This window comes from Nocardiopsis alkaliphila YIM 80379 (assembly GCF_000341005.1).
In the GTDB taxonomy this organism is placed as follows: Bacteria; Actinomycetota; Actinomycetes; order Streptosporangiales; family Streptosporangiaceae; genus Nocardiopsis; species Nocardiopsis alkaliphila.
Genome location: NZ_ANBD01000161.1, coordinates 26,471 through 39,605, shown reverse-complemented (window position 1 = coordinate 39,605; position 13,135 = coordinate 26,471). Strand labels below are relative to the sequence as shown.

The following is a 13,135-nucleotide window of genomic DNA, read 5'->3' as shown; positions in this document are numbered from 1 at the left end:
CGTGAGAACGAACGGAGCCCGATCCTGGTGGGATCGGGCTCCGTTCGTGAGCGGTGTGTCACCCGTTGTGGCCTCGGGGCGCTTGGATCGGTTCGAGGACGTCCTTGCCCAGGTAGGGGCGCAGTGCCTCGGGGACCACCACGGAGCCGTCCGCGCGCTGGTGATTCTCCAGGATGGCGACGATCCATCGGGTGGTGGCGAGCGTGCCGTTGAGGGTGGCGGCGAAGCGGGGCTTACCGTCGGCGTCCCGATAGCGGACGTTGAGGCGGCGGGCCTGGAACTCGGTGCAGTTCGAGGTCGAGGTCAGCTCACGGTAGGTCTCCTGAGTGGGGACCCACGCTTCACAGTCGTACTTGCGGGCGGCGCTGGTGCCCAGGTCACCTCCGGCGATGTCCACCACGCGGTAGGGCAGGTCGAGCTTGTCGAGCATCCGCCGTTCCCAGGCCAGGAGCCGCTCGTGCTCCTCGTGTGCCTGGTCCGGGTGGGTGTAGACGAACATCTCCACCTTGTTGAACTGGTGGACGCGGATGATGCCTCGGGTGTCCTTACCGTAGGACCCGGCCTCACGACGGAAGCAGGAGGACCATCCGATGTAACGGTGGGGCAGGGCGTTGGCGGGCAGGATCTCCCCGGCGTGGAACCCGGCCAGGGCCACCTCGGAGGTTCCCACGAGGTAGAGGTCGTCGTCGGGCAGGTGGTAGACCTCGTCGGAGTGCTCACCGAGGAAACCGGTGCCCTCCATGGTCTCCGGCTTGACCAGGACCGGCGGGATCATCGGGGTGAAGCCCGCTTCGACGGCCTGGTTCATCGCCATGTTGAGCAGGGCCAGCTCCAGCTGAGCGCCCACACCGGTGAGGAAGTAGAACCGGGCCCCGGAGACCTTGGCGCCACGCTCCATGTCGATGGCGCCGAGCATCTCGCCCAGTTCGAGATGGTCGCGCGGGGTGAAGTCGAAGTCGCGGGGCTCGCCCACGGTTTCCAGGACCACGAAGTCGTCGACGCCGCCTTCTGGTGCGCCCTCCTCCACGAGGTTGGGCACACGAGCCAGGGCCGCGTCGAGCTCGTCGCCCAGACGGCCGGCCTCGGCCTCGGCCTCCTTGACTCGCGCGGCCAGGGACTTGGCCTTGGCGAGGAGCTCCTCACGCTCCTCGGGGGAGGCCTTGGAGACGGACTTGCCCACACTCTTCTGCTCTGCGCGCAGCGTTTCGAAACGGGTCAGCGCGGAACGGCGACTGGTGTCCAGGTCGAGCAGCCGGTCGGCGACGGCTGGGTCCTCGCCGCGGGCCCGCTGCGATGCACGGAGTCGTTCGGGGTCTTCTCGAAGGGCGCGAAGGTCGATCACGTCTTGCAGGTTACCGCTCGCCCTCACCGTGCCTCACATCCTTTACGCAAGGTCACGTCACGAACGGGTATGACTTGCCGCCCTTCCATCGGTCGGGGCGCGTGCCCTCAGTCGATGTCACCGGATCGGACGCGGGCGAGCCAGCGCTCGGCCTCGGCGAAGTCCGCGTCGGTGGCGGCGCGTGGCCGCAGCGGCGGATCGAGTTCGGTCGCCCGGCTACGGCGCGGATAACTCCCGAGGAAACGGACGTCGCGGCAGACCCGACGGATACCCATGAGGGCTTCGCCCACGCGTGCGTCGGCGACGTGGCCCTCGGCGTCGATGCAGAAGCAGTAGCTGCCGAGTCCGTCACCGGTGGGGCGCGATTCCAGGCGGGTGAGGTTGACGCCGCGCACGGCGAACTGGTTGAGGACCTCGATGAGCGCGCCGGGGTGGTCGTCGGCGATGAAGGCGACCAGGGAGGTCAGATCGACGCCGGTGGGCTCGGGAAGTGCCCCGGCCCGGTTGAGGTAGATGAAGCGGGTGGCCGCGTCGGAACGGTCACCGACTCCGGTGGCCAGGGCCTGCAAGCCGTAGCGCTCGCCGGCGATGACGGCGCAGATCGCGGCGTCGTAGGGCGCCCCCGGTTCGGAGACCGCGCGGGCCGCGGCCGCGGTGGAGGAGACGGTGTGGTGGTCGGCCTCCGGCAGGTGTCGCGAGAGCCAACCACGGCATTGGGCGAGGGCGTGGGGGTGGGTGGCCACCCTTTTGACGTCCTCCAACACGGTGCCGGGTCGGGTGAAGAGGGCGAACTCGACCGGAACGGCCGTCTCTCCGGTGATGAGCAGGGGTTCCCCGTTGATGAGTTCGGCGATGGTGGTGGTGACCCCGCCCTCGACCGAGTTCTCCAGTGGAACGACGCCACCGTCCACGTCTCCGGCGCGTACGGCGTCGAAGACCGCGGCCACCCCGTCATAGGGGACACGGGCGTCGGCGGGAGCCTCGGGCCGTAGATCGCGCAGGGCGGCTTCGGTGAAGGTGCCCTCGGGGCCGAGGTAGGCGTAACGGTTGGGCATACCATCCAGGCTATACGGGGCCCGTGCCCTGCTCGTGGTCATTGTTCGGTCCGAGGTTCAGGCGGGCCGGCTTCGGTGTCGGCGTGCTCGGTATCGCCTGGATCCCGTCGTGCCTGTGCTCCGGAGACCACGGAGACCAGATTCTCCTCTTTTGTCTCCCACCTCTCCAAAGGATCGGTTTCACTCTGTTCCTTCTCCGGCTCGGCATCGGTTTCGAGGTCACAGGCTCCGATACCGTCACCCAGACGTGCGGTCCTTATCACCCGACGCTCCTCGGGGCTGAGCGTCTCGGATTCTCCTCGGGTGACGACCTTGGCGTAGGTGCGGGCTTCGGTGCGCCCGTTGATGGAAGTGATCACCACACCGTCGCCGTGACTGTTGAGCAGGGCGAGGGAGAAGGAGCGGGCTCCCCTCATCTCCTCCAACGCGTCGTAGTGCAGCACGGCGACGTCCCGGACCGCCTGTGGGTCGGCCCCGGCGCTGTTGACGGCGAGTGCCCGTCGGGCCAGGGCCTGGTACTCACTTTGGAGTAGGCGGGCGCGCAGGAACGCTTGACCGCCGAGAAGGAGGCCGCTCAGGCCGAGAAACAGTCCGATGAAAGCCAAGGATGTAGTGAACACAGCGCGAGCGTATCGCCACGCAGAGAGTTCACGACGCTACTCTCAGCGTTTTTTACGAGTAATATGCCCGGCTTTCCGAGAGAGCTTCCCCCCGGCTTCCCGCACACCATGGACCGCTCCCTCCCAGGAGCGACGCAGCGTGGGCCGCAGCTCCCTAGCGGCCAGCGCCCGAGCCACATCGACGAACTGGTGCGCACGATGCGTCTGCGCCCGCAGGTCGGCCCCGGTCGGTCGATGCTCCAGAGGCACTTCGACCTCCACCACCCGAAACCCCGCCCGCAGGACGTCGATGCTCAACCCGGTCTCCACTCCGAAACCGGGGGCGAGTGGACGTGCCGCCTCGTAGGCGGCCCGGGTCAGGCAACGCTGCCCGTTCAACGGTTGCTCCGGTTCCCAGCCGGTGGCCCTGTGCACCCCCTCGCGGGCGAGTCGGACCACGAATCCGTGCCCACCCAGGCGCAGACGGGTGGCGGGGAACAACGCGATGGACATGTCCGCGGTGCCCTCCAGCACCGGGGTCATCAGCGGGCCCGCCCTCTCTGCGCTCCCGCCGAGGTCGGCGTCGAGGAAGAGCAGGTGGCGCGGGGTGCGCACGGTCCCACCGGCCGCCTCGTGTTCCTCTACCAGGCGAACGCCCTCGGCACCGGTCTCCATCGCGGCGCCCTTACCACGGTTGCGACCGTGCCGGAGGACTCTCGCTCCCGCGTCCAAGGCCAGGTCCACGGTGGCGTCGGAGGAGCCGTCATCGACCACGATGACCAGATCGACCCCGGGCAGCCCTCGTGCGGCGACGACGGTGGCGCCGATGCGTTCGGCCTCGTCCTTGGCCGGAATCACCACGGCGACCGCCGCACCGGCCGCTCCGTGGGGCCGGTACCGGTCTTGAGGCATGGCCGCTATCGGGTGTCGCCGGTCCCCGCGGCCACCGGCAGCGCCTCGAGGTCGGGGTGAATGGTGAAGACCTCGTCGAGCCCGGTGACCTCGAGGACCTTCATGACGGCCGGCTTGGGCGCCGCGATTTCCAGGTCACCACCCTTGTCGCGAGAACGCTTCATCGCGGAGAGCAGGACGCTGATCCCCGTCGAGTCACAGAACTCCGTTCGTGACATGTCGACGACCAGCCGCCGCGCCCCCTCTTCGAGGGCTCCGACGAGTTCGTTGCGCAACTGGGGTGCCGTGTACAGGTCGACCTCACCGCCCACGGTGACCACCGCGACGCCATCTTGAGATCGGCTCGATATCTTCAACTCCACAGTCGTGACTGTAGCGGCCCGATCAGAGCCGGGCCACATCGTTGACGGCGTTTCGCGCCACCGGTCACTTTCATCCGCGCCCAAGGAGGGGATCCGGGGTCAGAACACGGCGCCCCAGACGGGCTCCCCCCGGCGTGCGCCCGAATCGAGTTCGACGACGCCGGCTCCCCTCCGAAGCGCTCCCCCTTCGCCGGCCAAGGAGACCGGGAGGCCGACATCGGTGTCGTCGCTCACCCCGGGAGGTTCGGTGGGGGCGATCTCCAAGACCGCCCAGACCATGGTCGTGGTCGCGTCCATCTCGGTGCCCCAACGTCCGGCCAGGGATTGGACGATCCCCAGACCTCGGCCACCCAGGCCGGAGATGGAGGGGCGGGCCACCCGCGGCATACTGCTCGATCCGCCATCGCGGACCGCGATCTCCAATCGGCCGCCTTCCGACGCACCATCCTCCATCTCGATCCTCCAGGACACACCCACCGTGTGGTCCGGCAGGGGCCTGGCGTGTCTGAGCGCGTTACTGAGCAGTTCGCTGAGGACGAGTGCGGCGTCGTCGACCCGCGCGTCAGGGATCTTCAGAGAACGAAGGTCCGAGCGGAGGCCTCGTCTGGCCCTCGTGACACTCTCGGGTGCGTAGGCAAGGGTGGTGTTCCGCTCGATCGTTCGAGGGTTCCGGGCGTACCCGTGGTCGAGTGGGATGTGGTCTCCTGACACGGCTTTCGTCCCTGCGCGTTCGTACTCATCGGCTGGCCCGGAACCCGCCCGCTGTACGACGGCGAATTCCACCAGGGGTGGAAATGCCCCGATCACCGACGGAGGAAACCAGCCCGGAGGAAACTCCGAGGGCCTCACGATCCCCGACGCACCGATCATCGATCTCGTCAGGGTTGCGTGGATTTCGGGCTCCCCGTGCTCCTCGTAGCGTGTGCGCTCGGTTTCAGGGATGAGTCGGTGGGGCGGTCTCTCGCTGTTCGGGCGCGCGAGGTGAGGATCGTCTCGTGCCGGGTCCCGCCTCCTCGCCCCGATGCCGAGGCAGGGTGAGTCGCATCCGGGTGCCCTTCTCCAAACGGTGCGCGGTCACCTCGCCTCCCTGTTCACGGACGAGCTGACGCACGAGGTACAGGCCGATGCCCAGTCCCCCGTAACCCCTGCGGTCGCCCCGCTCACCGCTCTGGAAGAACCGTTCGAAGATCCGCTCCTCGTCACCGGGGTCGATCCCGACACCCTCGTCGTCCACGTGGATCGTCAGACAGTCTTCGCCGTCCTCCTCCACCGACACCCGAACTCGACCACCCTCAGGAGAGAACTTCAGAGCGTTCTCCAACAACTGGTCCACCACCATGCCGTTGACCAGCGGGTCCCCCACCGTCCACAGCGGACCCTTCGAATCCAGTGACAGCTCCTGTCGCTCCGTCAACGGGCGGAAGGCCGCCACGGACTGGCCGAGCAGTTCCACCAGGTCGAAGGGCACCCGCTCCAGTGTCATCTCACCGCTGGCCACGTCCGACCCCAAACGGAGCCGTTCCACCAGCTTGGACAGCGCGCGGGCCCGGTCGAGGATGATCTCGCTCGCTTCCTGACGTCCGGCCGGACCCAACCGCTCGCCCTTACGGGACAGCATCGCCGCGTATCCCTGGATGACCGTGACGGGGGTCCGTAGTTCGTGTCCGGTGCTGGCCAGGAAGAACTCTCGCTCCTCTTCCAGGGCTTTTTGCGCGGTGATGTCCCGAAAGTCCACTACCCACTCATCGGTGCTGGGGATCCGTGCCATGAGGATCTCCAACCAACGTCCGCCCTCGTTCTTGTGTTTGACCGGTTCGCCGTGGGCCGCCGGCGTCGGAAAGGGCGGATGTTTGCCTTCTACCTCCTCGAAGGTGTAACCGGTGAGTTCGGCGGCCGAACGGTTCCACTTACGGACCTTGCCGTCGAAGTCCAGCACGGCGATCCCATCGGCGCTGGAGTCGGCGACCGCCTGCTCGCGGGCACGCTGTAGCTTGAGCTCCTCGTAGGCCATCGCGTTGCCGATGGCCACGCCGGCGTGCGACGCCAACAGCTCCAACAGCTCCAGCTCCACGTGTCCGACCTTGCGTTGGCTGTACAGCGCGTACAGGGCACCGTAGGGACGCCCTTGGGCGTTGGACACGCACAGCGCGATGGTGTGAAGTCCGGGCAGGTCCGCCCAGATGAGGTCCTCCAGGCTGCGGGTATCGCTGTTGGCCAACAGGACGGACTTGCCACTGCGCAGCAACTCCCCGACCAGGCTGGTCTCGAGTGGAGCGCTGATTCCGTAGAGCTCCTCGGACAGGTGGGTGAGACTGACCAGCTTCACCCGTTCCTCTTCGAGCAGCACGAATCCGCCCGCGTCCGCACCGGTCAGTTCGGTGAGACTGTTGATGATCCGGTCCAACACCGACTTGAGGCTCAGGTCGGCGTTGATGTCGGCGACGACGTCGGTGAGCCGTCGCACCAGGCGCGCGCGTTCCATCGCCGAAGCCTGTGCCTGAAGCTCCTTGTCCCGAGGGTAGAGGACCAGGACCCACCCGTTGTGCCGTCCCTGGTCGTCGTGTACACAGCCGGTGCTGACCCGTACGTCCAGGGCGGTCCCGTCCCGGCGCAGCCGACGGGTGAATATGGTCAACGGGGTTCCGGCGCGCACCTGTTCGAGCACCGCGCCGTACTCGGGCCCCAACTCACGCGGGATGATCGGTAGCTCACCGCCGAGCACCTCCTCCGCCGTCCAACCGAACATCCGTTCCGCGGCCGGGTTCCAGAAGGTGACTCGGAGCTCGCCGTCGATACCGATCACCGCGTCCGCCGAGGAGGCGAGCATGGCTTCGGCGCTGAGGGGCGCACGCTCGGAACTCACGTCGTCATAGTGCCACTCAGAAGGCTCCGAGGGGCAAGGCTTTGCGTAATCCGTCCGAATTCGGCGATCAGATAACCCTCGGCTCGCTGTCCGAATCGGTTTCCATGTCGCGTCCGGCCTGTTCCCAAGCCTGCATACCGCCAGCCACGTTCACCGCGTCCCAGCCGGCCTGGTTCAGTGCCATGGTGGCCTGGGCGGAGCGCCCGCCCGCCCGGCAGACGACGTAGACCTTCTGGTCCTTGGGTACCTCGCCGGCACGTTCGCCAAGGTCCCCCAGCGGAATGTGCACGGCTCCCGGGGCACGCCCCGCCCGCCATTCGTCGTCTTCACGGACGTCGAGAAGGTAGACGCCTTCGGGAACCTCGTTCACGAGAACCTCGGCGACCCGTCCACCGACCATGTTGGTGACCCCCTGTGTCAGATATATGCGAAAAATGTGAGAAACCGCGGAACCACGTGGTCGAGCCTTGACGTCCAAGCAGTATGCGTATGCACACCTTCGCTACGGCCCTGCCGACCCGCCTCGCCGCTCTCGCAGCCCTTGGCCTGCTTATCACGGCCTGCGGCAACGAGCCCGCCGAAGTGGACGTACCTGCCCCCGGAGCGGATGCTCCCGAAGAGACCGATACCGACACGACCAACGAGGACACCGAGGGAACCGACGGCGACGCCGCGGTGGAGCTCGTGATCGAGACCTCCGTGTCCAACGAGGACGGGCTGACCGCCGAGGAGGGTTTCGAGGAGGGCACGTGGACTCTGACCTGCGCGCCCGTGGGTGGCGATCACCCCGACCCCGAAGCCGCCTGCGCCGAGATCGACGAGGTCGGCGGCGAACCTTTCGTCATGGACACCACCGACATGATGTGCACGATGGAGGTGGGCGGCCCCGAGGAGGCCCGGGTGACCGGGCACGTGGAGGACACCGAGGTCGACACCGAGTTCAACAAGCGCAATGGATGTGAGATCGACCGCTTCAGCCAGGTCGAGACGGTGATCAACCCCTGATCCTTGAGTGACCCCACTCCCGAGCGATCCCCGCTCCGGGCACCCCCCGACCCGAGGGGCGGGCCGGCCACCGGTCCGCCCCTTCTTCGTGTCCTGCGCAGGAATCGGACACCTTCCCCACCCGGGACCGAAACTTTCGGAGTGTTCTCCGCCTCGGCTCCTGAGCTCGTGACCATCACTCTTGTCGGCTCGAACCAATGAAGCACCACGGAAAAGTGTGACCTGAGCCTCCCAAGGGGGGTTGACCTGTGGAGGGCGCGAAACGTACATTCACCGGCAACAAGTTTCGCGAAAGTTTACGAAACTTTCGGGGTGCGACGCCCCCCACCGACACCGGCGCGCCCCGTATCCCCACCATGGAAAGGCACGCCTTGACCAGGCCATCCACCCATCTCACCGAGGCACAACCGGTGACGGCCGATCACGACTGGCAAGACCCCACATCGACGGTCGAGGATCGCGTCGAAGCGCTCCTGTCCGCAATGACCCTCGAGGAGAAGGTCGCCCAATTGCATGGGGTGTGGGTCCGGGCGAGCTCCGACGGAGAACCCGTCGCCCCCCACCAGCACGACATGTCCCAGGATCCTCCCTCGTGGGAACGGGTCATCAAGGACGGACTGGGACAGCTCACCCGCCCGTTCGGGACCGTCCCCGTGGACCCCACCGAGGGCAGCGCCTCCCTGGCCCGGAGCCAGCGCGAGATCATGGCCGCGAACCGGTTCGGCATCCCGGCCGTGGCCCACGAGGAGTGCCTGGCCGGCTTCGCCGCGTGGACCGCGACCATCTACCCCGTCCCCCTCGCCTGGGGTGCCTGCTTCGATCCGGAGCTGGTCGAACAGATGGCCACCCAGATCGGGCGGAGCATGCGGGCCGTGGGCGCCCACCAGGGATTGGCCCCCGTACTCGACGTGGTCCGGGACGCCCGTTGGGGACGCACCGAAGAGACCATCGGGGAGGACCCCCACCTGGTCGCCACCATCGCCACCGCCTACGTCCGAGGACTCCAGTCCACCGGGGTCATGGCCACCCTCAAACACTTCGTCGGCTACTCCGCATCCCGGGCGGGTCGCAACCTCGCCCCCGTCTCGGTCGGCCCTCGAGAGTTCGCCGACGTCTTCCTCCCTCCGTTCGAGATGGCCGTTCGGGAGGGGCGGGCCCAATCGGTGATGCACGCCTACAACGACAACGACGGTCTTCCCGCCGCCGCCGACCACGGACTGCTCACCGAACTGCTCCGGGACACCTGGGGTTTCGAGGGCACCGTGGTCGCCGACTACTTCGGGATCGACTTCCTGCACAAACTCCACGGGGTCGCCGAATCCCCTGCCCAGGCCGGCGCCCTCGCCCTGTCCGCCGGAGTGGACGTCGAACTGCCCACCGTGCACTGCTACGGAGAGCTGCTGGTCGAGGAGGTCCGCTCCGGGCGTGTCCCCGAGGAGGTCGTGGACCGGGCCGCTCGGCGGGTCCTAAGGCAAAAGTGTGAACTGGGCATGCTCGATCCGGGCTGGTCCCCTGAGGCCCCCTCGGGCACGGAGATCGACCTGGACCCCTCCGAGCATCGGGCCCTGGCCCGTCGACTGGCGGAACGGTCCGTGGTCCTGCTGGACAACGCCGGCTCCGGTCTTCCCCTACCCGCGCCCGTCGGTGGTGACGATGTCACGGACGTGGCCCTGGTCGGCCCGCTCGCCGACACCGAGGACGCCATGCTCGGCTGCTACTCCTTCCCCGCACACGTGGGACGCCGTCACCCCGGCACGGAGACCGGGGTGGACATCCCCACCCTGCTCGCGTCGCTACGCGCCGAGCTGCCCGACCACCGGATCGAGCACGCCCAAGGGTGTGCCGTGGACGGTGACTCCGTCGACGGATTCGACGCGGCGACGGCCCTGGCCCGATCGGCACGCGTGTGCGTGGTGGTCTTGGGCGACCGTTCCGACCTGTTCGGACGTGGCACCTCCGGGGAGGGGTGCGATGCCACCGACCTGCGGCTCCCCGGGACGCAACAGGAACTCCTGGAAGCCCTCGTGGAGACCGGAACCCCCGTCGTGGCGGTGGTCCTGAGCGGGCGCCCGTACGTGCTGGGTCCGGTGGCCGACCGCCTGGCCGCCACCGTTCAAGCGTTCTTCCCCGGTGAGGAGGGCGGCCGAGCCATCGCCGGGGTGCTCTCCGGACGGGTCGACCCCGGCGGTCGTCTACCGGTGTCCATTCCTCGGACCCCGGGCGGCCAGCCCAGCACCTACCTGGGCCCGGCACTGGCCCAGCGCAGTCAGGTCAGTTCGGTGGATCCCACCCCACGCCATCCCTTCGGCCATGGACTGTCCTACACGAGCTTCGAGTGGACCGACCCCAGGGTCGACGGCGCCCCCGCTCCGGAGGAGGTGACGGAGTTCGCCACCGACGCCGACGTGATGATCGGTTGCACCGTCCGCAACACCGGATCCCGTTCCGGAAGTGAGGTGGTCCAGCTGTACCTGAGCGACCCCGTGGCCCAGGTGGCCCAGCCCATTCGTCGTCTCATCGGTTATGCCCGGGTCGACCTCGAACCCGGTCAGGAACGAGCGGTCGGCTTCACCGTTCACGCCGACCTGTCCGCCTATACCGGCCGTGACCTGCGACGCGTCGTCGAACCCGGGGACCTGGTCCTTGAGTTGGCAGCGTCCAGTGGCGACGTCCGACACCGGGTACGCGTCCGACTCACCGGTCCGACCCGCATCGTCGACCACACCCGAAGACTCACCTGCGACACCCACGTGGAGCCGATCGACGAGCAGGTGTCCGTCATCGGCTGATCGCTCTTCCATCCCCCTGCCCGTGTAACAGAGGAGGACCCCCCATGAGCGCCCCTTCCCCGAGGTCGATACCCGGCGCCCGACCGATCGACGGCCGTGTCCGCACCGCCGTGGTCGGTACCGGCAACATCGCCCGTTTCCACGCCCAGGCCCTGCTCGACCTGCCCCAACGGGCCGAACTGGTCGCCGCCGTGGACATCGTCCCCGAGGCCCTGAACGCCTTTCGGGAACTTCACGCCATCCCGAACGGTTACACCGAGCTGGCCGAGATGCTCACCGAGCAACGCCCCGACCTGGTCCACGTGTGCACCCCACCGGGTGCTCACCGGACCCAGGTCGAAGCATGCCTGGCCGCCGGGGCCTCCGTCCTGGTGGAGAAACCCCCCGCGTTGAGCCTGGCCGAAACCGAGAAGATGGCCGCCGCCGAAGGCGGCGCGAACGGGCCCTGGATGGCCACGGTCTTCCAGCACCGCTTCGGTTCCGGTGTACGCAGGGTGCGGGCGCTCATGGATTCCGGGGTCCTCGGTCGGCCCTTGGTGGCCGCCTGCCATACCACCTGGTTCCGCCCACAGGAGTACTTCGACGTTCCCTGGCGGGGAAGATGGGAGACCGAGGGCGGTGGCCCCACCATGGGCCACGGCATCCATCAGATGGACCTGCTCCTGGCCCTGCTGGGCGAATGGACGGAGGTGTCCGCCATCGCGCGCCGCCAGGCCCGTGACGTGGAGACCGAGGATCTGTCGGTGGCCCGCGTGGACTTCGCCAACGGCGCGGTGGCCAGTGTGGTCAACAGCCTGCTCTCACCCCAGGAAGAGAGCCGGATCCGGATCGACTTCGAACGTGCCACCGTCGAGCTGGTCCATCTGTACGGCTACGGCGACGACGACTGGCGGATCACCCCGGCCCCCGGCTTCGAGGAGGAGGTCCTGGCGGCCTGGCGAGCCGGTGAGCATGGGGTGAACAGCGGACACCACGCGCAGATCGTCCAGGTCCTGGACGCCTTACGAGAGGGGATCGCACCTCCGGTGACCTCGACCGACACGCTGAACACCATGCGTTTGGTCGCGGGTGTGTACGCCTCCTCCTTCGAAGGTCGACCCATCACCCCGGCCGAGCTGGGGCCGGAATCGGCCTTCCACGACCGGATGGGCAAAGGGCGCTCGCTATGAGCGCGATGGGCCACGCGGCGGGCGAGGGGAGCACGACATGCGCCAGTACATAGCCCGCCGCGTCCTCTACATGGTCCCCACACTGTTCGCGATCTCCCTCGTGGCCTTCCTGATCATCCAACTGCCGCCTGGAAACTTCCTGACCTCCTACATCGCCCAATTGTCCGCTCAGGGACAGGGTGTGGACGGAGCGCAGGTCCGGGCATTGGAAGAGCGCTACGGACTCAACGACCCGGTCGTCGTGCAGTACTGGCGGTGGATATCGGGGATCCTCACCAGCGGCGACTTCGGGCAATCGTTCGAGCATCGGCGTGAGGTGTCGGATCTGATCTGGGATCGGATCGGCCTCACCCTAGCCCTGGCCGTCAGCACCCTCGTCCTGAGCTGGTTGATCGCCTTCCCCATCGGGGTGTACTCGGCGGTCCGCCAATACTCCGTCGGCGACTACCTCGTCACCTTCGTCGGCTTCGTCGGCCTGGCCACTCCGAACTTCATGCTGGCGTTGCTGTTCGCCTGGGTGTCGTTCCGCTACTTCGGTCAGAGCGTGGGCGGAATCGTCTCTGCCGAATACGCCGATGCCGCGTGGAACATCGGCAAGCTCTTCGACGTGGTGTCCAACCTGTGGATCCCGGTGTTGATCATCGGCACCGCGGGAACGGCGGCCCTCATTCGCGTCCTGCGCGCCAACCTGCTCGATGAACTGCGAAAGCCGTACGTCACCACCGCACGGGCCAAGGGGTTGCCGGAGTGGCGGCTCATCCTCAAATATCCGGTACGCATGTCCCTGAGTCCCTTCATCAGCACCATCGGGTGGATCCTGCCCACCCTCGTGGGCGGTGAGGTGATGGTGTCCATCGTGCTGAGCCTGGAGACCACTGGTCCCCTTCTGGTAAGCGCTCTCCAAAGTCAGGACATGTACTTGGCCGGCAGTTTCATCCTCGTCCTGGGAGCGCTCACCGTCATCGGAACGCTCCTGTCCGACCTGCTGCTGGCCTGGTGGGATCCCAGAATCCGGCATCAACACGTGGAGAGGGCCTGA

General features: G+C 67.5%; 12 protein-coding genes. 4 read left to right on the top strand and 8 right to left on the bottom strand.

The features are described 5' to 3' along the window. Positions 1–58 precede the first annotated feature (58 nt). From serS to D472_RS0121730, 8 genes are all read right to left on the bottom strand, one after another. On the bottom strand, positions 59–1,342 hold the full coding sequence (serS, locus tag D472_RS0121765; protein ID WP_017606565.1) for a serine--tRNA ligase: 1,284 nt from the start codon (positions 1,340–1,342) through the stop codon (positions 59–61). Between the two features lie 107 nt (positions 1,343–1,449). Then, positions 1,450–2,397 carry a prephenate dehydratase gene (gene pheA, locus D472_RS0121760; RefSeq protein ID WP_017606564.1) on the bottom strand — a complete coding sequence of 316 codons (948 nt, stop codon included), beginning with the start codon at positions 2,395–2,397 and terminating at the stop codon, positions 1,450–1,452. 38 nt (positions 2,398–2,435) lie between these two features. Next, a complete protein-coding gene (locus D472_RS0121755) occupies positions 2,436–3,017 on the bottom strand; it encodes a DUF4446 family protein (protein ID WP_017606563.1) in 582 nt (193 codons plus the stop codon). A 42-nt stretch (positions 3,018–3,059) separates the two neighbouring features. Beyond that, positions 3,060–3,908 (bottom strand): glycosyltransferase family 2 protein, encoded by an 849-nt coding sequence (locus D472_RS0121750; protein ID WP_017606562.1) that lies wholly within the window; start codon positions 3,906–3,908, stop codon positions 3,060–3,062. Positions 3,909–3,913: 5 nt separating this feature from the next. Continuing rightward, positions 3,914–4,270 (bottom strand): STAS domain-containing protein, encoded by a 357-nt coding sequence (locus D472_RS0121745; protein ID WP_275040615.1) that lies wholly within the window; start codon positions 4,268–4,270, stop codon positions 3,914–3,916. 99 nt (positions 4,271–4,369) lie between these two features. Further along, positions 4,370–4,981, bottom strand: coding sequence for an ATP-binding protein (locus tag D472_RS0121740; protein ID WP_017606560.1), 612 nt, complete (start codon positions 4,979–4,981; stop codon positions 4,370–4,372). Positions 4,982–5,204: 223 nt separating this feature from the next. Then, positions 5,205–7,133: a PAS domain S-box protein gene (locus D472_RS0121735; protein WP_017606559.1), complete on the bottom strand. Its 1,929-nt coding sequence runs from the start codon at positions 7,131–7,133 to the stop codon at positions 5,205–5,207. 67 nt (positions 7,134–7,200) lie between these two features. Further along, positions 7,201–7,533, bottom strand: a complete 333-nt coding sequence (locus tag D472_RS0121730; protein WP_026117955.1) for a rhodanese-like domain-containing protein — start codon at positions 7,531–7,533, stop codon at positions 7,201–7,203. An 83-nt stretch (positions 7,534–7,616) separates the two neighbouring features. On the opposite strand from D472_RS0121730, the gene D472_RS0121725 reads away from it, so the two are divergent. From D472_RS0121725 to D472_RS0121710, 4 genes are all read left to right on the top strand, one after another. Further along, on the top strand, positions 7,617–8,138 hold the full coding sequence (locus D472_RS0121725; RefSeq protein ID WP_026117954.1) for an SSI family serine proteinase inhibitor: 522 nt from the start codon (positions 7,617–7,619) through the stop codon (positions 8,136–8,138). A 371-nt stretch (positions 8,139–8,509) separates the two neighbouring features. Beyond that, positions 8,510–10,927, top strand: a complete 2,418-nt coding sequence (locus D472_RS0121720) for a beta-xylosidase/alpha-l-arabinosidase (RefSeq protein WP_033304416.1) — start codon at positions 8,510–8,512, stop codon at positions 10,925–10,927. Positions 10,928–10,971: 44 nt separating this feature from the next. After that, complete coding sequence (locus D472_RS0121715; protein ID WP_017606555.1) at positions 10,972–12,096, top strand: Gfo/Idh/MocA family protein; 1,125 nt, start codon at positions 10,972–10,974, stop codon at positions 12,094–12,096. A gap of 37 nt (positions 12,097–12,133) precedes the next feature. Next, the gene (locus D472_RS0121710) at positions 12,134–13,135 is read left to right on the top strand and encodes an ABC transporter permease (RefSeq protein ID WP_017606554.1); all 1,002 of its coding nucleotides are present in this window, start codon (positions 12,134–12,136) and stop codon (positions 13,133–13,135) included.

Bases quoted from the DNA above. Each gene is read 5' to 3' on its own strand.
- D472_RS0121725 (WP_026117954.1), top strand. From the start codon at position 7,617: ATGCGTATGCACACCTTCGCTACGGCCCTGCCGACCCGCCTCGCCGCT.
- D472_RS0121730 (WP_026117955.1), bottom strand. From the start codon at position 7,533: ATGGTCGGTGGACGGGTCGCCGAGGTTCTCGTGAACGAGGTTCCCGAA.
- D472_RS0121710 (WP_017606554.1), top strand. From the start codon at position 12,134: ATGCGCCAGTACATAGCCCGCCGCGTCCTCTACATGGTCCCCACACTG.
- D472_RS0121750 (WP_017606562.1), bottom strand. From the start codon at position 3,908: ATGCCTCAAGACCGGTACCGGCCCCACGGAGCGGCCGGTGCGGCGGTC.
- D472_RS0121715 (WP_017606555.1), top strand. From the start codon at position 10,972: ATGAGCGCCCCTTCCCCGAGGTCGATACCCGGCGCCCGACCGATCGAC.
- pheA (WP_017606564.1), bottom strand. From the start codon at position 2,397: ATGCCCAACCGTTACGCCTACCTCGGCCCCGAGGGCACCTTCACCGAA.